This window comes from Klebsiella sp. 64 (assembly GCF_018223915.1).
Taxonomy (GTDB): Bacteria; Pseudomonadota; Gammaproteobacteria; order Enterobacterales; family Enterobacteriaceae; genus Klebsiella; species Klebsiella pneumoniae.
On record NZ_JAGRQZ010000009.1, the window covers coordinates 25,239 to 46,604 of the forward strand.

Consider the following 21,366-nt stretch of genomic DNA (forward strand, 5'->3'; position numbering starts at 1 on the left):
ATGACTCAACCATTACCGGGAGCACAAGCAGTGAACGTTGAGAACGAGCTGGATATTCGCGGGCTGTTTCGCGCTTTATGGGCAGGAAAAGGCTGGATAGTCGGCGGCGCCGTACTCTTCGCCGCCATCGTGCTGGTGTACACCTTCTTTGCTCGCCAGGAGTGGAGCGCCACGGCGATCACCGATCGGCCTACTGTCAATATGTTGGGGGGATACTATTCCCAACAGCAGTTCTTACGCAATCTGGACATTAAAGCCGACCTCGCCTCGGTCGACCAGCCTTCCGCCATGGATGAAGCGTATAAAGAGTTCATCATGCAGCTGGCCTCTTGGGATACCCGGCGCGATTTCTGGCTGCAAACGGACTACTACAAGCAGCGTCAGTCGGGTAATGCCCGCGCTGATGCGGCGATGCTGGATGACCTGATTAACAATATCCAGTTTATGCCAGGCGATGCGGCCAAGAGCATTAACGACAGCGTCAAACTGACCGCCGAGACCGGGCAGGATGCCAATAATCTGTTGCGTCAGTATGTGGCCTTCGCCAGCCAGCGGGCGGCAGGCCATCTTAACGACGAACTTAAAGGCGCCTGGGCGGCGCGGACGGTGCAGATGAAGGCGCAGGTGAAGCGCCAGGAAGAGGTGGCCGAGGCCATCTTCAACCGCCGGACGCACAGCGTGGAGCAGGCGCTGAAGGTGGCTCAGCAGCACAATATTTCACGTAGCGAAACGGATGTTCCTGCCGATCAGTTGCCGGATTCAGAGCTATTTTTATTGGGCAGGCCGATGCTGCAGGCCAGGCTGGAAAACCTGCAGGCCGTCGGGCCGGAATATGACCTCGATTACGACCAGAACCGCGCCATGCTGAGCACGTTGAACGTCGGTCCAACGTTAGATCCGCGTTTTCAGACTTACCGGTATTTGCGGACGCCGGAAGAACCTGTAAAACGCGATAGCCCGCGCCGTGTATTTCTGATGGTGATGTGGGGGATTGTGGGTGCGCTCATCGGCGCAGGCGTGGCGTTATCGCGTCGTCGTGTCCTGTGATTGCGGCCTGTGGTGAAGGGCAGATGACCTTCATCGCCTAATCGAAGAGAATCGATGTGAAAGTACTAACTGTATTTGGCACGAGGCCGGAAGCCATCAAGATGGCGCCTCTGGTCCATGCGCTGGCAAAGGATCCTCATTTTGAGGCGAAAGTATGCGTGACCGCGCAGCATCGGGAGATGCTCGATCAGGTGTTGAAACTTTTCTCTATTGTCCCGGACTACGATCTCAACATCATGAAGCCGGGGCAGGGGCTGACCGAGATCACCTGTCGCATCCTTGAAGGGCTGAAGCCGGTGCTGGAGTCGTTTAAACCCGACGTGGTGCTGGTGCATGGCGATACCACCACCACCATGGCGGCGAGCCTGGCGGCGTTTTACCAGCGGATACCGGTGGGTCACGTAGAGGCCGGCCTGCGCACCGGCGATTTAAGTTCGCCGTGGCCGGAAGAAGGCAACCGTACGTTGACCGGCCATCTGGCGACATACCATTTCGCCCCCACGGAAACCTCGCGGCAGAACCTGCTGCGGGAAAATATTGCCGACAGTCGCATCACGGTTACCGGGAATACGGTCATTGACGCCCTGTTCTGGGTGCGGGATCGGGTGCTGGGTGATGAAGCGCTACGGGAGACCCTGCTGCAGCGCTATCCTTTCATCAGCCACGGTAAAAAGATGATTCTGGTTACCGGCCACCGGCGGGAAAGCTTTGGGCTCGGTTTTGAACAGATCTGCCAGGCGCTGGCCGAGATAGCCCATACCCACCCTGAGGTGCAGATTGTCTATCCGGTTCACCTGAATCCTAATGTCAGCGAGCCGGTGAATCGTATTCTTGGTCATATTGACAATGTGATGTTGATTGAACCGCAGGATTACCTGCCGTTCGTCTGGCTGATGGATCGCGCCTGGCTGATCCTGACCGATTCCGGCGGCATTCAGGAAGAGGCCCCCTCGCTGGGTAAGCCGGTGCTGGTCATGCGCGATATGACCGAACGTCCGGAAGCGGTGGCCGCCGGCACCGTGTGTCTGGTGGGCACCGACAGCCAGCGCATCGTCGCGGAAGTGACGCGACTGCTGGAGGATGATGCTGCATACCAGGCGATGAGCCGCGCGCATAATCCCTATGGCGATGGCGAAGCATGTCGTCGCATTTTGTCTGCACTTAAAAATAATCAGGTAACGCTATGAGTTTTTCTACCATTTCAGTGATTGGCCTTGGCTATATCGGGCTGCCAACCGCTGCCGCGTTCGCCTCCCGGCAGAAGCGGGTGGTCGGCGTTGATGTTAATCAACATGCCGTGGAGACCATTAACCGTGGAGAGATTCATATCGTGGAGCCAGATCTGGCGAGCGTGGTGAAGACCGCGGTCGAGCAGGGGTATTTAAGCGCCACCACCACTCCGGTGGAGGCGGATGCTTACCTGATTGCCGTGCCGACGCCGTTTAAAGATCGCCACGAGCCGGATATGGTGTTTGTCGAGTCGGCCGCCAAATCCATTGCGCCGACGTTAAAGAAAGGGTCGCTGGTGATCCTCGAGTCCACCTCACCGGTCGGGTCGACCGAACAGATGGCCGAGTGGCTGGCGGAGATGCGCCCGGATCTTAGCTTCCCCCAGCAGGTGGGTGAAGCGGCGGACGTGAATATCGCCTACTGCCCGGAGCGGGTATTGCCCGGTCAGGTGATGGTCGAGCTGATTAAAAACGACCGTGTTATCGGCGGCATGTCGCCGGTCTGCTCCGCTCGCGCCAGCGAGCTGTATAAAATCTTCCTTGAAGGCGAATGCGTGGTGACCAACTCGCGCACCGCCGAGATGTGCAAGCTGACGGAAAACAGCTTCCGCGACGTCAACATCGCTTTTGCCAACGAGCTGTCGCTGATTTGCGCCGACCAGGGGATTAACGTCTGGGAGCTGATCCGCCTGGCGAACCGCCATCCGCGCGTCAATATCCTGCAGCCGGGCCCGGGTGTTGGCGGCCACTGTATCGCCGTCGACCCATGGTTTATCGTGGCGCAAAACCCGCAGCAGGCGCGTCTGATCCGCACCGCTCGCGAGGTCAACGACCACAAGCCGGAATGGGTTATCGAACAGGTGAAAGCGCAGGTGGCGGACTGCCTGAATGCCACCAACAAGCGGGCCAGCGAACTGACGATCGCCTGTTTTGGCCTCGCTTTTAAACCGAATATTGACGACCTGCGCGAAAGTCCGGCGATGGAAATTGCCGCGCAGATTGCCCGCTGGCACAGCGGCACGACCCAGGTGGTTGAGCCCAACATTCACGCGCTGCCGAAGAAACTCGATGGACTGTGTACGCTGGCGACCCTTGAGGCGGCGCTGGCCAGCGCCGATGTGCTGGTGATGCTGGTCGATCATAACCAATTTAAAGCCGTTAGCGGCGATAGCGTCACCCAGGCGTTTATCGTCGACACCAAAGGAGTGTGGCGGTGAGAACCATTCTGGTCACCGGCGGCGCGGGCTTCATTGGTTCGGCGGTAGTGCGGGAGATTATCCAGCACACCGCCGATCGCGTGGTGGTGGTGGATAAACTGACCTACGCCGGCAATTTAATGTCGCTGGCGCCGGTGGCGCAGGATGCGCGTTTCGCCTTTGAACAGGTGGATATCTGCGACCGCGCCGAGCTGGATCGCATTTTTCGTCAGCATCAACCGGATACGGTGATGCACCTGGCGGCGGAAAGCCATGTCGATCGTTCGATTGACGGCCCGGCGGCGTTTATCGAGACCAATATCGTGGGCACCTATACGCTGCTGGAGGCGGCCCGTAGCTGGTGGAATACCCTGGCTACGGCGCAAAAATCGGCGTTTCGCTTCCATCACATCTCCACCGATGAAGTGTATGGCGATCTGCACGGCAGCGATGATTTCTTTACCGAGACCACGCCCTATGCGCCAAGCAGCCCCTATTCGGCTTCGAAAGCCAGCAGCGACCACCTGGTGCGCGCCTGGCTGCGAACCTATGGCCTGCCGACGCTTATCACCAACTGCTCAAATAACTACGGCCCGTATCACTTTCCCGAGAAGCTGATCCCGCTGACGATCCTTAACGCGCTGGCGGGCAAGCCGCTGCCGGTGTATGGCAATGGACAACAGATCCGCGACTGGCTGTACGTGGAAGATCACGCCAGAGCGCTGTATCTGGTGGCGACCCGCGGCGAACCGGGCGAAACTTACAATATCGGCGGTCATAACGAACGGAAAAATATCGAGGTGGTGGAAACCATTTGTCAGCTGCTGGAAGAGCTGGCGCCGGATAAGCCGCAGGGCGTGGCGCACTATCGCGATCTGATCGCCTTCGTTGCCGATCGTCCGGGCCACGATCTGCGCTATGCCATTGATGCTTCGAAGATTGCCCGCGAGCTGGGCTGGACGCCGGCAGAGACTTTCACCTCCGGTATGCGTAAGACCGTGGCGTGGTATCTGGCGAACGAGGCCTGGTGGCGTCGGGTTCAGGACGGAAGCTATCAGGGCGAGCGTCTTGGGCTGCAAAGCTAATCATCTCTGGGGGGAATGATGAAAGGTATTATTCTGGCGGGCGGTTCCGGAACGCGGCTACATCCCATCACCCGCGGCGTATCGAAGCAGCTGTTGCCGATCTACGATAAGCCGATGATCTACTACCCGCTGTCGGTATTAATGCTGGCCGGGATCCGTGAGATCCTGATTATCACCACGCCGGACGACCTACGTGATTTCCAGCGCCTGCTCGGCGATGGCTCAGAGTTTGGCATTGCGCTGCACTATGCCGTACAGCCGACGCCGGATGGTTTAGCCCAGGCGTTTATCATCGGCGAAGCCTTTCTTAACGGCGAACCGGCGTGTCTGGTGTTAGGCGACAATATCTTCTTCGGCCAAAGCTTTAGCCCGAAGCTGCGCAGCGTCGCTGCCCGCACGGAAGGGGCGACGATTTTTGGCTATCAGGTGATGGATCCTGAGCGCTTTGGCGTGGTGGAGTTTGATGATAACTTCCGTGCGCTATCGCTGGAAGAGAAGCCGAAGCAGCCGAAGTCGAACTGGGCGGTCACCGGTCTCTATTTCTACGATGGCAAGGTGACGGAGTATGCCAAACGGGTCAAACCATCCGAGCGCGGCGAGCTGGAAATCACCTCCATCAACCAGATGTATCTGGAGGATGGCGCATTGACTGTCGAACTGCTTGGACGCGGCTTTGCCTGGCTGGACACCGGCACCCACGATAGCCTGATCGAGGCCAGCATGTTCGTGCAGACCGTCGAGAAGCGCCAGGGCTTTAAAATCGCCTGTCTGGAAGAGATCGGCTGGCGTAACGGCTGGCTGGACGACGACGGCGTCAAACGTGCGGCGAAGCGGCTGGAAAAAACCGGCTACGGCCAATATCTGCTGGATCTGCTCCGTGCCCGTCCGCGCCAGTATTGACCCCCTGGAGTGGGAGAACCGCTTCTTTGCCGTGAACAGCGCGATCGTGCGCTTTGACGAGCACGCGCCGCGGCTGACGCCTGAGGCGCTGGCGGGGTGGTCGCGAGTGCAGGCGAAGATCGCCGCCAGCGACACCGTCCGGCTGGACGCGCTGCAGCGGCTGGGTTTTCAGCTGGTGGAAGGTGAGGTCGATCTGGCGCTGCCGGTGGGCAGCCCTGCAGATGCCGGCGCAGACGTCGCCGTGGAAGCGGATATTGCGCCGCTGCGCGAGCAGGCGGCGCAGGCATTTGCCATGAGCCGCTTTCGCGCGCCCTGGTACGCTGCCGACGCCAGCGGCCGCTTCTATGCCCAGTGGATTGAAAATGCGGTGCGCGGCACCTTCGATCATCAGTGCCTGATTTACCGCCATCCTGAGGGCGATATTCGCGCCTTTGTCTCCCTGCGGCAGATCACTGCGACCGAAGCGCGTATCGGCCTGCTGGCCGGACGCGGCGCCGGGGCGCAGTTGATGCAGGCGGCGCGGTACTGGGCCGCCTCGCGCGGACTTTCTACACTGCGGGTGGCGACCCAGATGGGCAACACCGCCGCGCTTAAACGTTATATTCTCAGCGGTGCTAACGTGGAAAGCACCGCCTACTGGCTATACAGGTGACCCCCATGATCCCATTTAACGCGCCGCCGGTGGTTGGAACCGAGCTTGATTACATGCAGTCTGCGATGAACAGCGGCAAGCTGTGCGGCGACGGCGGCTTTACGCGCCGCTGCCAGCAGTGGATGGAGCAGCGATTTGGCACGGCAAAAGCGCTACTGACCCCTTCCTGCACGGCTTCGCTGGAGATGGCCGCGCTGCTGCTGGATATCCAGCCGGGCGACGAAGTGATTATGCCCAGCTATACCTTTGTCTCCACCGCCAACGCCTTTGTGCTGCGTGGGGCGAAAATCGTCTTCGTTGATATCCGTCGCGATACGATGAATATCGACGAAACGCTCATCGAAGCCGCCATCACCGATAAAACCCGGGCGATTGTCCCGGTGCATTATGCCGGCGTAGCCTGCGAGATGGACACCATCATGGCCATCGCCGACAAATACAACCTGTTTGTGGTGGAAGACGCCGCGCAGGGGGTGATGTCCACCTACAAGGGGCGCGCGCTGGGCACCATCGGCCATATCGGCTGCTTCAGCTTCCATGAAACCAAAAACTACACCGCCGGCGGTGAGGGCGGGGCGACGCTGATCAACGATCGCACGCTGGTGGAACGCGCGGAGATTATTCGCGAAAAAGGCACCAACCGCAGCCAGTTCTTTCGCGGCCTGGTGGATAAATATACCTGGCGGGACATTGGCTCCAGCTATCTGATGTCCGACCTGCAGGCCGCCTATCTGTGGGCGCAGCTGGAAGCGGCGGAGCGCATCAACCAGCAGCGCCTGGCCCTGTGGCAGAACTACTATGATGCGCTGCTGCCGCTGGCGCGCGCCGGGCGTATCGAACTGCCGACGGTTCCGGCCGACTGCGGGCAAAACGCGCACATGTTCTACATTAAGCTGCGTGATATCGAGGATCGCAGCAGACTGATCGCCTGGCTGAAAGAGGCGGAGATCCTCGCGGTATTCCATTACATTCCCCTGCACAGCTGCCCGGCAGGCGAACAGTTCGGCGAATTCCGCGGTGAAGACCGCTACACCACTCAGGAGAGCGAGCGTCTGGTACGCCTGCCGCTGTTTTACAATCTGTCTGTGGTGAACCAGCGGACGGTGATTAACTCGCTGCTGAGCTACTTCTCCTGATATGTCGTTAGCAAAAGCCTCACTGTGGACGGCGGCATCGACGCTGGTCAAAATCGGCGCCGGTCTGCTGGTCGTCAAGCTGCTGGCCGTCTCGTTTGGGCCGGCGGGCGTTGGCCAGGCCGGTAACTTCCGGCAACTGGTCACCGTACTCGGCGTGCTGGCCGGGGCCGGGATATTTAATGGCGTCACGAAGCTGGTGGCGCAGCATCACGACGATCCCCCGCGCCTGAAGCAGGTGGTGGGCACCTCGTCGGCGATGGTGCTTGGCTTTTCCACCCTGCTGGCGCTGGTATTTTTACTGGCGGCGGCGCCGATAAGCCAGGGGCTGTTCGGCCATACGCACTATCAGGGGCTGGTACGCCTGGTGGCGCTGGTGCAGATGGGGATCGCCTGGGCGAATTTCCTGCTGGCGCTGATGAAAGGCTTTCGCGATGCGGCGGGTAACGCCTTCTCGCTGATTGCCGGGAGCCTGATCGGCGTGGCGGCTTACTATGCTTGCTACGTGTTGGGAGGCTATCAGGGCGCGCTGCTGGGGCTGGCGTTAGTTCCAGCGCTGGTGGTGGTCCCGGCGGGTATTATGCTCTGGCGGCGGGGTAATATCCCGCTGAGCGCCCTGCGTCCGCGCTGGGATAACGGTCTGGCGGGACAGCTATCGAAATTTACCCTGATGGCGCTGATAACCTCGGTGACCCTGCCGGTAGCCTATGTGATGATGCGTAATCTGCTGGCGGCGCATTACGGCTGGGAGGCGGTCGGGATCTGGCAGGGGGTGAGCAGCATCTCCGATGCCTACCTGCAGTTTATTACCGCCTCGTTTAGCGTCTATCTGCTGCCGACGCTGTCGCGGCTGAGCGCCAAAACGGATATCACCCGCGAGATAGTCAAGTCGCTGAAATTCGTCCTGCCGGCAGTAGCGGCGGCGAGCCTGACGGTCTGGCTGCTGCGCGATTTTGCCATCTGGCTGCTGTTTTCCGATCGCTTTACCGCGATGCGTGACCTGTTTGCCTGGCAGCTGGTGGGCGACGTTTTAAAAGTAGGCGCTTACGTCTATGGCTATCTGGTGATCGCCAAAGCGTCGCTGCGTTTTTATATTCTGACGGAAATCAGCCAGTTCGCACTGCTGACCGCATTCTCACACTGGCTTATACCGGCGCACGGCGCGGTTGGCGCGGCGCAGGCATATATGGCCACTTATATTGTTTATTTCGCCCTTTGTAGTGGCGTGTTTTTACTCTGGCGTAAACGGGCATGACAGCACTGATACATGTACTGGGATCGGATATCCCGCATCATAACCAGACCGTACTGCGGTTCTTTAACGACGAACTGGCCGCCGACCCGCAGGCCAGGAGATTTATGATCGTCGGTGATGAGGCCAGCGTGCGTGATGGGTATCCGGCGCTGGATGTCACCTGTTATCCGGGGAAAAAGGCGCTGGCGCAGGCAGTGATTGCTACCGCGAAAGCCAACCGCCAGCAGCGCTTTTTCTTCCACGGCCAGTTCAATACCGGGCTGTGGCTGGCGCTGTTGAGCGGCGGCATCCGCCCGTCGCAGTTTAACTGGCATATCTGGGGGGCGGATCTGTATGAAAATTCTGCCAGCCTGAAGTTTCGCCTGTTCTATCCGCTGCGCCGTATGGCGCAGGGGCGGGTAGGGCGCGTTTTCGCCACCCGCGGCGATCTCAGCTGGTTCGCTAACCGCCATCCGCGCGTCCCGGGCGAGCTGCTCTACTTCCCGACCCGTATGGATCCGGCGCTGAATACCCTGGCCGATAACGCTCCGCGCGGTGATACCCTGACTATTCTGGTGGGCAACTCCGGGGATCGCAGCAATGAACATATTGCCGCGCTGAAGGCAATCCATCAGCAGTTTGGCGATACGGTAAACGTGATCGTGCCGATGGGCTATCCAGCGAATAACGACGCCTATATCAATGAGGTTCGCGAGGCGGGGGCGGCGCTGTTTAGCGGTGAGCATCTGCAGATCCTCAGCGAGAAGCTGGAGTTTCATGATTATCTGGCGCTGCTGCGCCGCTGCGATCTGGGCTATTTTCTGTTTGCCCGCCAGCAGGGGATCGGCACCCTGTGTCTGCTGATTCAGGCGGGCATCCCCTGCGTGCTCAATCGGGAAAACCCGTTCTGGCAGGATATGGCCGAGCAGCATGTGCCGGTGCTGTTCACCAGCGACGCGCTGGACGTCAGCGTGGTGCGCGAAGCGCAGCGTCAGCTGGCGAGCGTGGATAAATCCGCTATCGCCTTCTTCCGGCCGAACTATCTGACGGGCTGGCGGCGGGCGCTACGGTTAGCGGCGGAGGGGCAGGCATGACGTTAATGCAATTTAGCGGGCTGCTGGTGGTCTGGCTGCTGTCGACGCTGTTCATCGCCACCGCCACCTGGTTTGAGTTCCGTCGGGTACGCTTTAACTTCAACGTTTTTTTCTCGTTGCTGTTTCTGCTGACCTTTTTCTTCGGCTTCCCGCTGACCAGTATTCTGGTGTTCCGCTTTGACGTCAGCGTGGCGCCGCCGGAGATTTTGCTGCAGACGCTGCTGATCGCGGTGTGCTTCTACGCAGTCTACTACGTGACCTATAAAACGCGGCTGCGTTCGGCATCGCGTGAGGTTGCGCATCGCCCGCTGTTTACCATGAACCGGGTGGAAACCCATCTGGCGTGGGGCATTTTGATGGGGCTGGCGCTGCTGTGCGTCGGCATCTTCTTCGCCCACAACGGTTTCCTGCTGTTTAAGCTCAACTCTTACAGCCAGATTTTCTCTGCTGAAGTGTCCGGCGTGGCGTTGAAGCGCTTCTTTTACTTCTTTATTCCGGCGATGCTGGTGGTCTATTTTCTGCGCCAGGATTATAAGGCGTGGATCTTCTTCCTCGTCAGCACGGTGGCCTTTGGTTTGCTGACCTACGCCATCGTCGGCGGGACCCGCGCCAATATCATCATCGCCTTCGCCATCTTTCTGTTCATCGGTATTATTCGCGGCTGGATCAGCCTGTGGATGCTGGCGGCGGCGGGTGTGCTGGGTATTGTCGGCATGTTCTGGCTGGCGCTGAAGCGCTACGGGATGAACGTCAGCGGCGACGAAGCGTTTTATACCTTTCTGTATCTCACGCGCGACACCTTCTCACCGTGGGAGAACCTGGCGCTGCTGCTGCAGAACTACGACAAGATCGATTTCCAGGGTCTGGCGCCGATGATCCGCGACTTCTACGTCTTTATCCCCAGCTGGATGTGGCACGGTCGCCCGACGATGGTGCTCAATACCGCCAACTACTTTACCTGGGAAGTATTAAACAACCATTCGGGGCTGGCGATCTCGCCGACGCTGATTGGCTCGCTGGTGGTGATGGGCGGCGTCTGGTTCGTACCGCTGGGCGCCGTGGCGGTAGGGTTGATTATTAAATGGTTCGACTGGCTGTATGAGCTGGGCAACCGGGAGAGCAATCGCTATAAAGCGGCTATCCTGCACAGTTTCTGTTTCGGCGCTATCTTCAACATGATAGTGCTGGCGCGCGAGGGGCTGGATTCGTTCGGCTCCCGCGTGGTGTTTTTCCTCGTGATCTTTGGTATCTGCTTGCTGGCGGCGAAACTGCTGTACTGGTTCCTGGATAGCGTGGGACTGATTCATAAGCGCGTAAAACCGCTTTCGCAACCGCAAGTCTGAGAAGGATGGACATGACTGGGACCATTTCCGCGCCGTTGTACCTGTTAAGAGGGCTGCAGCTCATAGGCTGGCGCGATATGCAGCACGCTCTGGATTATTTGTTTGCCGACGGCGCGCTCCGGGAGGGGACGCTGGTAGCCATTAATGCTGAGAAAATGCTGGCCGTAGAGGATAACCCGGAGGTACGGGCGCTGATTGAGGCGGCGGAGTTTAAATATGCCGATGGCATCAGCGTGGTGCGTTCGCTGCGCAAAAAATACCCGCAGGCCCAGGTATCCCGCGTCGCCGGGGCCGATCTCTGGGAAGCGTTAATGCAGCGCGCCGGCGCTGAAGGGACACCGGTGTTTTTGGTTGGTGGTAAACCTGAGGTCCTGGCGCAGACAGAATCCAGGCTGCGTCAGCGCTGGCAGGTGAACATCGTCGGCAGCCAGGACGGTTATTTCACCCCTGAGCAACGCCAGGCATTGTTCGAACGCATTCGCGACAGCGGGGCGAAAATCGTCACCGTCGCGATGGGGTCGCCGCGCCAGGAGATCTTCATGCGCGACTGCCGGCGCCTGTATCCGCACGCGCTGTATATGGGCGTCGGCGGCACTTACGATGTTTTTACCGGGCACGTCCATCGGGCGCCGAAGTTCTGGCAGGATCTGGGGCTGGAGTGGTTCTATCGCCTGCTTTTGCAGCCGAGTCGTATCAAAAGACAGTTCCGTCTGCTGCGCTATTTACGTTGGCATTATTCCGGTAAGCTCTGATATTCCACTGCAACCAGGCGAGTTTGCATACATATTCTGTGTAATCTCTTCACTCGCCTGATACTTTATTTGCCATTTCCGCAAAATTAATTAACCATTCGCAGGCTTCATACGCGCCGGGGAGACCTGCGCGTCGGCAAGGCTATGGTTTCAGTTAATAACAATAACCGGGAGTACCCGGAATACGGCAAACACAAGAGGATATATGACTGAGAAAAAAGCGGAGCTCCAGCGTGGACTGGAGGCCCGGCATATTGAACTGATCGCCCTTGGCGGGACGATTGGCGTGGGGTTGTTTATGGGGGCGGCCAGTACCTTGAAATGGGCTGGGCCTTCCGTGCTGCTGGCGTATATTATCGCTGGCCTGTTCGTCTTTTTCATTATGCGCTCAATGGGCGAAATGCTGTTCCTTGAGCCTGTCACTGGCTCCTTCGCGGTGTATGCGCATCGCTATATGAGCCCCTTCTTCGGCTATCTGACCGCGTGGTCCTACTGGTTTATGTGGATGGCGGTGGGGATCTCGGAGATTACCGCCATCGGGGTCTATGTGCAGTTCTGGTTCCCGGAGATGGCGCAGTGGATCCCGGCGTTAATTGCTGTGGGACTGGTGGCGCTGGCGAACCTTGCGGCGGTCCGGCTATACGGTGAAATCGAGTTCTGGTTCGCCATGATAAAAGTGACCACCATTATCGTGATGATCGTCGTGGGTCTGGGCGTCATTTTCTTCGGCTTTGGCAACGGCGGCCACTCCATCGGTTTTGGTAATCTCACCGAACATGGTGGTTTCTTTGCTGGCGGCTGGAAGGGCTTCCTGACGGCGCTGTGTATCGTGGTCGCGTCCTATCAGGGGGTGGAGCTCATCGGCATTACCGCAGGTGAAGCGAAAAACCCGCAGGTGACGCTGCGCAGCGCGGTGGGCAAAGTGCTGTGGCGAATCCTGATTTTCTACGTCGGCGCGATTTTTGTTATCGTCACTATCTTCCCGTGGGATCAAATCGGCTCCAACGGCAGCCCGTTCGTACTGACGTTTGCCAAGATCGGTATTACCGCGGCGGCGGGAATTATCAACTTCGTGGTGCTGACGGCAGCGCTTTCCGGCTGCAACAGCGGAATGTACAGCTGCGGACGTATGCTGTACGCCCTGGCGAAGAACCGTCAGCTGCCGGCGGCGATCGGTAAGGTATCGCGCAACGGCGTTCCGTCCGTCGGTGTGGCGCTGTCGATTCTGATCCTGCTGGTGGGCTCCTGCCTGAATTACATTATTCCTAATCCGCAGCGGGTGTTCGTCTATGTCTATAGCGCCAGCGTCCTGCCGGGGATGGTGCCCTGGTTTGTGATCCTGATTAGTCAGCTGCGTTTCCGTCGCGTGCATCAGGCGGCGATTGCCAGCCATCCGTTCCGTTCGCTGCTGTTTCCGTGGGCCAACTATTTCACGATGGCCTTCCTGATCTGCGTGCTGGTCGGGATGGGACTGAATGATGAAACCCGCATGTCGCTCTTCGTCGGCATTATTTTTCTGGCCGCCGTCACCCTGATTTATAAGGTGTTTGGCCTCGGAAGACAGGGGCAAGTCAATAATACGGCTGAATAACCGTCAAAACGAACAAAGCATGAGCAAACGATAATTTTCTTTAAAAAGGCACTAGACAGCGGGGTAGGAAGTCCGTATTATCCGACCCCGCAACGGCGCTAAGCGCCCGTAGCTCAGCTGGATAGAGCGCTGCCCTCCGGAGGCAGAGGTCTCAGGTTCGAATCCTGTCGGGCGCACCATTAACCCGGTGCTGGAGCTGCGGTGGTTTTAATACCGCGTAAAAGGTTTGCAGTGGTGGCTATAGCTCAGTTGGTAGAGCCCTGGATTGTGATTCCAGTTGTCGTGGGTTCGAATCCCATTAGCCACCCCATTATTTGATAGAGTTGTGAATTTGCGAAGGTGGCGGAATTGGTAGACGCGCTAGCTTCAGGTGTTAGTGTTCTTACGGACGTGGGGGTTCAAGTCCCCCCCCTCGCACCACGACTTTAACGAATTGAACTAAAAATTCAAAAAGCAGTATTTCGGCGAGTAGCGCAGCTTGGTAGCGCAACTGGTTTGGGACCAGTGGGTCGGAGGTTCGAATCCTCTCTCGCCGACCAATTTTGAACCCCGCTTCGGCGGGGTTTTTTGTTTTCTGCTGCCGTCCGCCATCTCTTATTTCTCTGATCTTGCTGATAAAAAATCTTCTCTTTGCTTAAGAATACGCGTCAGGAAAACTCTCAATTCATCACTGTGGTAGATGCAATTTCCCCGGATCCTGTGCGATAATAACCGGGTAGATGCTCATTCCATCTCTTATGTTCGCCTTCGTGCCTCATAAACTCCGGAATGATGCAGAGCCGTTCTTACGGTGCTTATCGTCCACTGACAGATGTCGCATTTATGCCTCATCAAACACCATGGACATTACGTTGAGTGAAGCACCCAATTTGTTGTCAAACAGACCTGTTTTAACGCCTGCCCTGATTTCAGCGCAGGCGTTTTTTTCTTTCAGGGATCCGTCAATGTGAAGGCGGGGGAGAAGGGCTATCGCCCCGCAGGAGGCGATAGCCATGCCAGGTTATGGCTGAGGATTATTCTGCAGCGTCAGCAGCAGTCCATCGCGGCGCATAGCGGCGGCTTCTTCCGGCTGATGCAGGCGGTCCAGGGCATCCGCCAGCCAGGCGTAATCAAAGGCATCCGGACGCTGCTTAAGCGCGGCGCGGAAGGCGATGCTGGCCTCCTGCCATTCGCCGTGCCGCATCAGCGACTGGCCCAGGGTGCTCCACAGCAGCGGACGGTCGCCAACGGCTTTGATCTGCTGGCGCAGCACTTTCTCAAGCTGTTCCGGGTTATTGGTCTTCAGACGCGGGATCGGCATCACCAGACGGTCATCATACTGTTTCTTCAGACCATCAATGATAATTTGCTGCGCGGTATCGTGATCGTCGCTCTCGATGAGGCGCTCGGCCATCGCCACCTGCAGCGGCACCATCGCCCGCGTTTTACGGCTCTGGTTGCGCCACCATTCGCGTAGTCCTTCGCTGCCGCCATCGGCCAGCGCTTTATCCATCAGGCCAACCCAGGCCAGCTGTTCCAGCGCCGCGCGGTGCGCTTCATCGCCGACGTTAGCTTTCGCCATCGACGGAATGATGTCCAGCAGCGACTGCCAGGCGCCGGTGCGGGTGTATGCCTGTTCAGCGAGGCGCAGCACTTCCGGATGACGCGGGGTAATTTCCAGCAGCTTATCGATGCCATGGCGCGCAGCGTGATTTTCATTACGCGCCAGCTGCAGGCGAACGCGAGTGATTTCCACCGGGATCAGGTCATCGCCCGCCAGCTCGGTGGCGCGCTCCAGATGCTGGTTGGCCCGCGCTTCATCGCCGCGCTGCTGGGCCGCTTCCGCCGCCAGCAGATAGTTCACCACCGGCTGTTCGGCGTGATCGGCATTTTTCGCCATCAGCTTCTCAACCTGCTGGTAATCACCTTCCGCCAGCTTAAGCAGCGCCTGCTCGGTTTGCTTACGCGCGCGACGGCGTTTACGGCCGACAAACCAGCCGCGCGTATGCGCCCCGGTGCGGAAAATGCGGCGCAGCAGCCATTCAATGGCGAACAGCACCACCATGGCGAGGATCAGGATGATCACCAGCCCGGTCACGCTGGTCTCGATATTGTAATTATCGGTCTGGATCAGGACGTAGCCCTGATGCCCGGCGATCATCGGGCCGAGCACGATCCCGGCGATCAACAGTGCGAAGAGTAAAAGAATTTTCAGCATGCGTTACTCTCCTTGCGGCGCAGCGGGGGCGGCCGGCGCAGCAGGTGCGGGCGAAGGCGCGCCGCCCGCGGTAACGGCAGGCTGCGCCATCAGGTTGCGCACTCGGGTCTGCATCAGTTTTTCCAGCAACGCCTGACTCTGCAGCGTTTCCGGCACCGTCATGGTAATGCTTTGCTGACTGAGCTTATCCACCTCGTCGAGGAAGGCTTTGGTGGTGGCGTCATCGGTATCATAATAGGCGCGTACCCAGGTCGAGACGTTATCCAGCGACTGTTTCCAGGTCTCTTCCTGATGGCGCGGAACTGCCTGCGCGGCGACCAGCAGGCGAGAGCGAATATTTTCCCGCAGATAGATATCCTGATTCGGCGCCAGCAGCGGGACCGCCGTTTCATCGCGGCGGCGCACGGTGATAAAGCTGTCCATAAAGTTCTGCCAGCTTTTCTGCAGGTTGACGCGCCATTCGCTGATAGAGCTGGAAAGCTCATCGCTATCAGCGTCCATCGGCGAATCGTCATCGTTATTATCGGCCAGCCGCAGGTTATCGATTTGGTTCGCCAGCTGATTAACCTTGAGGATCATGCCGTCATAGTCCACCTGGCTTACCGCGGAGAGGGTGGCGATGTCGTCGGTGATCGCCCGGCGGGCGCCGATGAGGCTTGGGTCGTTCATGTCGGCGAGGCTGGCGTCAGCGCTTTTCAGCAGCGCGGCGGCGGTGGTGACATCCTGATCGCTCCACAGCTTACGTCCCGCCAGCTTGACGAGGAAGTCGGCCTGGGCCAGCAGCCAGGTTTTGGCATCGCTACCGGAAATCACCGCCACTTTTTGCTGCAGCTCATCCAACTGTTTGGCCAGCGTCTCCTGCTGGTGTTTGGCTTCGTTTAGCTGGTCGGCCTGCTGTTTGATAACACCTTCCAGTTCACTTTTTTGATTTTCCTGCGCTTTTTGCAGCGCCGCGACCTGGCTTGCTAATTCAGAGGTAGTTGCGTTTTGCCGCGTGGCCTGTTGTTTATTCAGGCCATACAGGCCGATGCCGGCGGCTATCGCAATGGCGATAGCGATCGCGCTGAGCGCCAGGCTGGTTTTATTGCCTGCCTTCTTCTTCTCAGTGTTCTCTGGCTGTGGTGTGGTCTCCACGGCCTCCCTGGTCTCTTCAACCACGGCGGATTGATTTTGTTGTTCCGTCATTATGGCTTCCAATGTTGAGAGTTATTGTAATGCGCGTAGCAGCGCATCGTTGTCGGCGCTATCGGCAACCTGAATCTCCTGCCAGCCCAGTTCCCGGGCCTGAAGGGCCAGACGTTCGCTGACAACGACAACGCGGCAGTGCAGGAGCCACTGTTCGCGATACCATTGCGGTATTAACGACCATAGCTGCTGCAGCATCTCGCCGCTGGTGACCACCAGCGTGGTGACTCCGCGAGATTGCCAGCGCATCGCTTCTTCTGCGCCATCGTAATGTTTTGCACTACGTTGATAACATTCACAAAATGTGACCCTGGCGCCGCGCTCGGTCAGCGTCGCGCCTAAGAGTTCCCGCCCGCCATTGCCGCGTAGGATCAGCGCATTTTTCCCGGCAATGTTTTGTAATTCAGGTAATTGTAGCAAGACTTCGCTAATTTCCCGATCTAACGGGTAATGGATATGCTGCCCACTGACCGTATGGAGGGCCAGCGCCGTCGTGCGGCCAATGGCAAAATAGCGCGGAGAAGTGGGCCAGGGCAGGCCCTGCTGCTGCAGACGGGCATGGGCGAATTCCACCGCATGCTGGGATAGCGCAAATAGCAGATCGTCGGGACCCAGTCGGGCAAGCGCATCGCCCAGCGCGGGAAGCTCCCTGCCGGGCGTAAATTCTATCAGCGGAAAGCTCCAGGCCACGCGTCCCATGGCCCGCAGACGGCTGACCAGCGCTTCTCCTTGCGGTAGTGGACGAGTGACCAGGATGCTCATCGCGGGGCTTCTCCATCATAAACCGCCGCGAGAATCTCGCGGGCGCCATTATCCAGAAGCTCTTCCGCCAGCGAGATGCCGAGGGCTTCCGCTTGTTCCGCTGGCCCGCGTCGTTCGCCGCGCACCAGCTGTGAACCATCCGGAGCGCCAACCAGCGCCCGCAGCCACAGTTCCCCGTCCTTCAGTTCCGCATAGCTGCCGATCGGCACCTGGCAGCCGCCTTCGAGGCGGGTGTTCATCGCCCGCTCGGCGCGCACGCGCACCGCCGTTTCCGTATGGTTGAGAGGCGCTAACAGCCCCCGGGTCCATGCATCATCAAGACGGCATTCGATGCCGACCGCGCCCTGGCCGACCGCCGGCAGAGATTGCTCAGGCGACAGCGGCTGGCGAATACGCGCTTCCAGCTGCAGGCGCTTCAGGCCGGCGGCGGCGAGGATGATGGCGTCGTACTCGCCGTTATCCAGCTTACTCAGCCGGGTACCGACGTTACCGCGCAGAGAGCGGATCGCCAGGTCCGGACGGGTGGCGGCCAGCTGGCACTGACGGCGTAAACTTGACGTGCCAACGACGCTGCCGGCCGGCAGTTCGTCAATCGAGGCATAGCGATTGGAGACAAACGCGTCGCGCGGATCGTCGCGCTCGCAGATAGTCACCAGCCCCAGGCCCTCCGGGAATTCCACCGGCACATCTTTCATCGAATGGACGGCGATATCGGCGCGCCCTTCGAGCATGGCGAGCTCTAACTCTTTCACAAATAAGCCTTTGCCCCCCACCTTTGCCAGCGGAGTATCAAGGATGACATCCCCGCGCGTGACCATCGGCACCAGCTCGACCTTCAGTCCGGGATGCGCTTGTTCCAGGCGCGCTTTAACATACTGCGCCTGCCATAGCGCAAGCGGGCTTTGCCGTGTGGCAATTTTCAAAACTTTGTCTAACATGCTTGTTACCGTCATTATCGACCACTATCCATCCTAACATTGTTGTCTTACGGATGTTAGTTTTCACGGTTTATGTGGGAGGTGGCTCCGGCCCACTCTTTTTTAACCTTTCATGCGCGTGGCGGTTGCCGGAGGCGTAGTGAGGAATTTACAGGTAATAAACGGTGCTACACTTGTATGTAGCGCATCTTTCTTTACGGTCAATGAGCAAGGTGTTAAATTGATCACGTTTTAAACCATTTGTCAGTCCGCTGCTCATCACAACCACACCGACGACGAATGGTGACGGTTTTTGTTGAAATACTGAAATCCTCCGTACTATTGTACCTCGGGTTTTTGAACATCAGGCGATATGTCTTGTACCTCTATATTGAGACACTGAAACAGAGACTGGATGCCATCAACCAATTGCGCGTGGATCGCGCGCTTGCTGCCATGGGACCCGCTTTCCAGCAGGTTTACAGTCTACTGCCAACGTTATTACATTATCATCACCCGCTGATGCCGGGTTACCTTGACGGTAACGTTCCCCGTGGCATTTGCCTCTACACGCCTGATGAAACCCAACGCCACTATCTTGAGGAACTGGAACTGCATCGCGGTATGCAGACTCAGGAGCCGCCGAAAGGCGAGCTGCCGATCACCGGCGTCTACTCGATGGGCAGTACTTCCTCCGTCGGCCAGAGCTGCTCTTCCGATCTTGATATCTGGGTATGTCACCAGGCCTGGCTGGATAGCGAAGAGCGCCAGCTGCTGCAGCGAAAATGCAGCCTGCTTGAGAGCTGGGCTGCCTCGCTCGGCGTGGAAGTCAGCTTCTTCCTGATCGACGAAAACCGTTTCCGTCATAACGAAAGCGGTAGCCTCGGCGGCGAAGACTGCGGTTCGACCCAGCATATCCTGTTGCTTGATGAGTTCTACCGCACCGCGGTGCGCCTCGCCGGCAAGCGTATTCTGTGGAATATGGTGCCGTGCGATGAAGAAGAGCATTACGATGATTACGTGATGGGGCTGTATGCCCAGGGCGTGCTGACGCCTAACGAATGGCTCGATCTCGGCGGCCTCAGTTCGCTGTCGGCGGAAGAGTACTTCGGCGCCAGCCTGTGGCAGCTGTATAAAAGTATCGACTCCCCCTATAAAGCGGTGCTGAAAACGCTGCTGCTGGAAGCCTACTCCTGGGAATACCCCAATAACCGCCTGTTAGCGAAAGATATCAAACAGCGTCTGCACGACGGGGAGATTGTCTCCTTCGGCCTCGACCCGTACTGCATGATGCTGGAGCGCGTGACCACCTATCTGCAGGCCATCGAAGATGAAACCCGCCTCGATCTGGTGCGCCGCTGCTTCTACCTGAAAGTTTGTGAAAAACTCAGCCGCGAACGCGCCTGCGTCGGCTGGCGTCGCGAAGTCGTCAGCCAGTTGGTGAATGCCTGGGGCTGGGACGAAAAGCGTCTGATGATGCTCGACAACCGCGCCAACTGGAAAATCGATGAAGTGCGCAAGGCGCACAACGAACTGCTCGACGCCATGATGCAGAGCTATCGTAATCTGATCCGCTTCGCGCGGCGCAATAACCTTAGCGTCTCCGCCAGCCCGCAGGATATTGGCGTGCTGACCCGTAAGCTGTATGCGGCCTTTGAAGCGCTGCCGGGGAAAGTGACGCTGGTAAACCCGCAAATTTCGCCGGATCTGTCGGAACCGAACCTGACCTTTATCCACGTGCCGCCGGGCCGCGCCAACCGTACCGGTTGGTATCTGTACAACCGCGCGCCGGACATGGAATCGATCATCAGCCATCAGCCGCTGGAATATAACCGTTATCTTAATAAGCTGGTGGCCTGGGCCTGGTTTAACGGCCTGCTGACCTCACGCACCCGCCTGTTTATTAAGGGCAACGGCATCGTCGATCTGGCGAAGCTGCAGGAGATGGTGGCCGACGTGTCGCACCACTTCCCGCTGCGCCTGCCGGCGCCGACGCCAAAGGCGCTGTACAGCCCGTGCGAAATCCGCCACCTGGCGATTATCGTCAACCTCGAATATGACCCAACCGCGGCCTTCCGTAACCAGGTGGTGCACTTCGATTTCCGTAAGCTGGATGTTTTCAGCTTCGGCGAAGAGCAAAAATGCCTGATCGGCAGCGTCGACCTGCTGTATCGCAACTCGTGGAACGAAGTGCGTACGCTGCACTTTAACGGCGAGCAGGCGATGATCGAGGCGCTGAAAACGATCCTCGGCAAAATGCACCAGGACGCCGCGCCGCCGGACAGCGTGGAGGTGTTCTGCTATAGCCAGCACCTGCGCGGCCTGATCCGCACCCGCGTACAGCAGATGATCTCCGAATGTATCGAACTGCGTCTCTCCAGTACCCGCCAGGATACCGGGCGCTTCAAAGCGCTGCGCGTCTCCGGCCAGACGTGGGGGCTGTTCTTCGAGCGGCTTAACGTTTCGGTGCAGAAGCTGGAAAACGCCATTGAGTTCTACGGCGCTATCTCGCACAACAAGCTGCACGGGCTGTCGGTGCAGGTGGAAACCAATCACGTTAAGCTGCCGGCGGTGGTGGATGGCTTCGCCAGCGAAGGGATTATTCAGTTCTTCTTTGAAGACGCGGATAACAACGACAGCGGCTTTAACATCTATATTCTTGATGAGAGCAACCGCGCCGAGGTCTATCATCACTGCGAGGGCAGTAAAGAGGAGCTGGTGCGCGACGTCAGCCGCTTCTATTCGTCATCGCACGATCGTTTCACCTACGGCTCCAGCTTTATCAACTTCAACCTGCCGCAGTTCTATCAGATTGTCGAGGTAGACGGGCGCACCCAGGTGATCCCTTTCCGCACTCAGGCGATTGCCGCCGCGATACCCACCAGCCAGGACGTTACCGCCTCGCCGGTGCTGCAGCAGCGCTACTCGTAGATTTGGCCCGGATAAGGCGTGAGCCGCTATCCGCAGATATTCCCTGCTGGCGCTGCGCTTAGCAGGGCTACGGTTCTAAGTCGTCGGGTAGCCCGGATAAGGCGCGATGCGCCGCTAT

Annotated in this window: 17 protein-coding genes and 4 tRNA genes; 17 read left to right on the top strand and 4 right to left on the bottom strand. The window is 58.4% G+C overall.

Translation table 11 applies throughout. From position 1 onward, the window contains the following. The 16 genes from wzzE to KHQ23_RS08380 all read left to right on the top strand — a co-directional run bounded on the left by wzzE (position 1) and on the right by KHQ23_RS08380 (position 13,795). The gene (gene wzzE, locus KHQ23_RS08305) at positions 1-1,047 is read left to right on the top strand and encodes an ECA polysaccharide chain length modulation protein (RefSeq protein WP_002883296.1); all 1,047 of its coding nucleotides are present in this window, start codon (positions 1-3) and stop codon (positions 1,045-1,047) included. A 56-nt stretch (positions 1,048-1,103) separates the two neighbouring features. Further along, positions 1,104-2,234 (top strand): non-hydrolyzing UDP-N-acetylglucosamine 2-epimerase, encoded by a 1,131-nt coding sequence (wecB, locus tag KHQ23_RS08310; protein WP_002883297.1) that lies wholly within the window; start codon positions 1,104-1,106, stop codon positions 2,232-2,234. Beyond that, a complete protein-coding gene (gene wecC / locus KHQ23_RS08315) occupies positions 2,231-3,493 on the top strand; it encodes a UDP-N-acetyl-D-mannosamine dehydrogenase (protein WP_004186361.1) in 1,263 nt (420 codons plus the stop codon). The genes wecB and wecC overlap by 4 nt, the downstream gene beginning before the upstream one ends. Further along, the gene (gene rffG / locus KHQ23_RS08320) at positions 3,490-4,557 is read left to right on the top strand and encodes a dTDP-glucose 4,6-dehydratase (protein ID WP_004181645.1); all 1,068 of its coding nucleotides are present in this window, start codon (positions 3,490-3,492) and stop codon (positions 4,555-4,557) included. The genes wecC and rffG overlap by 4 nt, the downstream gene beginning before the upstream one ends. A gap of 18 nt (positions 4,558-4,575) precedes the next feature. Then, complete coding sequence (gene rfbA / locus KHQ23_RS08325) at positions 4,576-5,457, top strand: glucose-1-phosphate thymidylyltransferase RfbA (RefSeq protein WP_002883307.1); 882 nt, start codon at positions 4,576-4,578, stop codon at positions 5,455-5,457. Continuing rightward, on the top strand, positions 5,435-6,109 hold the full coding sequence (gene rffC, locus KHQ23_RS08330; RefSeq protein WP_004146507.1) for a dTDP-4-amino-4,6-dideoxy-D-galactose acyltransferase: 675 nt from the start codon (positions 5,435-5,437) through the stop codon (positions 6,107-6,109). The genes rfbA and rffC overlap by 23 nt, the downstream gene beginning before the upstream one ends. 5 nt (positions 6,110-6,114) lie before the next feature. Beyond that, the gene (gene rffA / locus KHQ23_RS08335; protein ID WP_002883310.1) at positions 6,115-7,245 is read left to right on the top strand and encodes a dTDP-4-amino-4,6-dideoxygalactose transaminase; all 1,131 of its coding nucleotides are present in this window, start codon (positions 6,115-6,117) and stop codon (positions 7,243-7,245) included. A 1-nt stretch (position 7,246) separates the two neighbouring features. Then, positions 7,247-8,497, top strand: a complete 1,251-nt coding sequence (gene wzxE, locus KHQ23_RS08340) for a lipid III flippase WzxE (RefSeq protein ID WP_002883312.1) — start codon at positions 7,247-7,249, stop codon at positions 8,495-8,497. Continuing rightward, positions 8,494-9,570 carry a TDP-N-acetylfucosamine:lipid II N-acetylfucosaminyltransferase gene (locus KHQ23_RS08345; protein WP_004177944.1) on the top strand — a complete coding sequence of 359 codons (1,077 nt, stop codon included), beginning with the start codon at positions 8,494-8,496 and terminating at the stop codon, positions 9,568-9,570. Before wzxE ends, KHQ23_RS08345 begins: the two co-directional genes overlap by 4 nt. Continuing rightward, a complete protein-coding gene (gene wzyE, locus KHQ23_RS08350) occupies positions 9,567-10,913 on the top strand; it encodes an ECA oligosaccharide polymerase (protein WP_004146500.1) in 1,347 nt (448 codons plus the stop codon). Before KHQ23_RS08345 ends, wzyE begins: the two co-directional genes overlap by 4 nt. Positions 10,914-10,924: 11 nt before the next feature. Then, a complete protein-coding gene (gene wecG / locus KHQ23_RS08355; RefSeq protein WP_004181648.1) occupies positions 10,925-11,665 on the top strand; it encodes a lipopolysaccharide N-acetylmannosaminouronosyltransferase in 741 nt (246 codons plus the stop codon). A 205-nt stretch (positions 11,666-11,870) separates the two neighbouring features. Next, entirely contained in the window at positions 11,871-13,256 is a 1,386-nt protein-coding gene (locus KHQ23_RS08360; RefSeq protein WP_002883322.1) for an amino acid permease, read from the top strand. Between the two features lie 102 nt (positions 13,257-13,358). Continuing rightward, a tRNA-Arg gene (locus tag KHQ23_RS08365) sits at positions 13,359-13,435 on the top strand. A 55-nt stretch (positions 13,436-13,490) separates the two neighbouring features. Next, a tRNA-His gene (locus tag KHQ23_RS08370) sits at positions 13,491-13,566 on the top strand. 23 nt (positions 13,567-13,589) lie between these two features. Next, positions 13,590-13,676 (top strand) — tRNA-Leu (locus KHQ23_RS08375). 42 nt (positions 13,677-13,718) lie between these two features. After that, positions 13,719-13,795: transfer RNA gene (locus KHQ23_RS08380), tRNA-Pro, on the top strand. A 461-nt stretch (positions 13,796-14,256) separates the two neighbouring features. On the opposite strand, the gene hemY is transcribed toward KHQ23_RS08380, so the two are convergent. Genes hemY through hemC form a run of 4 tightly spaced genes read right to left on the bottom strand, consistent with a single transcriptional unit; the run spans position 14,257 to position 18,338 of the window. Next, positions 14,257-15,453: a protoheme IX biogenesis protein HemY gene (gene hemY / locus KHQ23_RS08385; RefSeq protein WP_009483984.1), complete on the bottom strand. Its 1,197-nt coding sequence runs from the start codon at positions 15,451-15,453 to the stop codon at positions 14,257-14,259. A gap of 3 nt (positions 15,454-15,456) precedes the next feature. Continuing rightward, positions 15,457-16,638 carry a uroporphyrinogen-III C-methyltransferase gene (hemX, locus tag KHQ23_RS08390; RefSeq protein ID WP_004150429.1) on the bottom strand — a complete coding sequence of 394 codons (1,182 nt, stop codon included), beginning with the start codon at positions 16,636-16,638 and terminating at the stop codon, positions 15,457-15,459. Positions 16,639-16,659: 21 nt separating this feature from the next. Continuing rightward, positions 16,660-17,400 carry a uroporphyrinogen-III synthase gene (gene hemD / locus KHQ23_RS08395; protein ID WP_002883380.1) on the bottom strand — a complete coding sequence of 247 codons (741 nt, stop codon included), beginning with the start codon at positions 17,398-17,400 and terminating at the stop codon, positions 16,660-16,662. Further along, entirely contained in the window at positions 17,397-18,338 is a 942-nt protein-coding gene (hemC, locus tag KHQ23_RS08400) for a hydroxymethylbilane synthase (protein WP_002883381.1), read from the bottom strand. Before hemC ends, hemD begins: the two co-directional genes overlap by 4 nt. Positions 18,339-18,695: 357 nt before the next feature. On the opposite strand from hemC, the gene cyaA reads away from it, so the two are divergent. Continuing rightward, positions 18,696-21,248, top strand: a complete 2,553-nt coding sequence (cyaA, locus tag KHQ23_RS08405) for a class I adenylate cyclase (protein WP_002883383.1) — start codon at positions 18,696-18,698, stop codon at positions 21,246-21,248. The last annotated feature ends 118 nt before the right edge of the window (positions 21,249-21,366 follow it).